The 1,030-nt window shown below is 72.7% G+C and carries 1 protein-coding gene; it reads left to right on the forward strand.

The genetic code is table 11. The annotated features are described in order from the left end of the window. Nucleotides 1–953: ABC transporter substrate-binding protein (locus PROKR_RS05440; RefSeq protein WP_245605716.1), on the forward strand; the 953-nt coding region annotated here is incomplete at its 5' end. Nucleotides 954–1,030 lie beyond the last annotated feature (77 nt).

The raw sequence follows: 1,030 nt of genomic DNA on the forward strand, positions 1-1,030 counted from the left end.
CGGCAGCCGCTACCCTGCTCCTGGCCGCGTGCGGCGGGTCCTCCGAGGCAGGCACGGGTGCCGGCTCCGGGGAGAGCAGGGCCGACGGCGGGCTGGTTCCCGTCAAGGTGGGCGTCATCCCGATCGTCGACGTCGCACCGGTCTACCTGGGCGTCCAGGAGGGCTTCTTCGAGGAGGAGGGCCTTGACGTCACGCTGGAGCTCGCCCAGGGCGGGGCCGCCGTCGTGCCCGCCGTGGTGGCCGGCGACTACCAGTTCGGGTTCAGCAACGTCACGTCGCTGCTGGTCGCGTCGTCGCAGGGGCTGCCGCTCAAGGCGGTCGCGCCCGGCAACTCCACGACGGGCATGCCCGGCGAGGACTTCAGCGCCGTCGTCGTCCCGGAGGACTCCGACGTCGAGGACGCCGCCGACCTCGCGGGCCGGACCGTCGCCGTCAACACCCTGAACAACATCGGCGACACCACGATCCGAAAGGTCGTGGGCGACGCCGGAGGCGACGCGGACGCCGTCGAGTTCGTCGAGATGGGCTTCCCCGACATGCCGGCCGCCGTCACCGGGGGCCAGGTCGACGCCGCCTGGATCGTCGAGCCGCACCTGACCAGGGCGCTGCAGGACGGCGCCCGCGTGGTCACCTCCAACTTCGCCGAGACCGACCCTGAGCTGCTGATCGCCGCGTACTTCACGTCCGACCAGCAGATCGCCGCCGACCCGGACACGGTCGACGCGTTCACGACCGCGATGGAGAAGTCGCTGGCCTACGCCGAGGAGCACCCCGACGAGACCCGCGCGGTCCTGGACACCTACACCGAGATCGACCCGGCGGTGAAGGAAGCCATGGTCATGCCCCGGTTCGCACCCGGGCTGGACGCGGCGTCGTTCCAGGTGCTCGCCGATCTCGGCCTCGAGCAGGGCATGTTCGACGAGGCCGTCGACACGAGCGCGCTCCTGCCGTGAGCCGTGCTGGTGGTGCCCGCCGGGTCGGCACCGTGCGCGCCGCCGTGCCCGCCACCCCGCCCGCCACCCCGCCCGCC

Source organism: Promicromonospora kroppenstedtii DSM 19349, assembly GCF_000515355.1.
GTDB classification, from domain to species: domain Bacteria; phylum Actinomycetota; class Actinomycetes; order Actinomycetales; family Cellulomonadaceae; genus Promicromonospora; species Promicromonospora kroppenstedtii.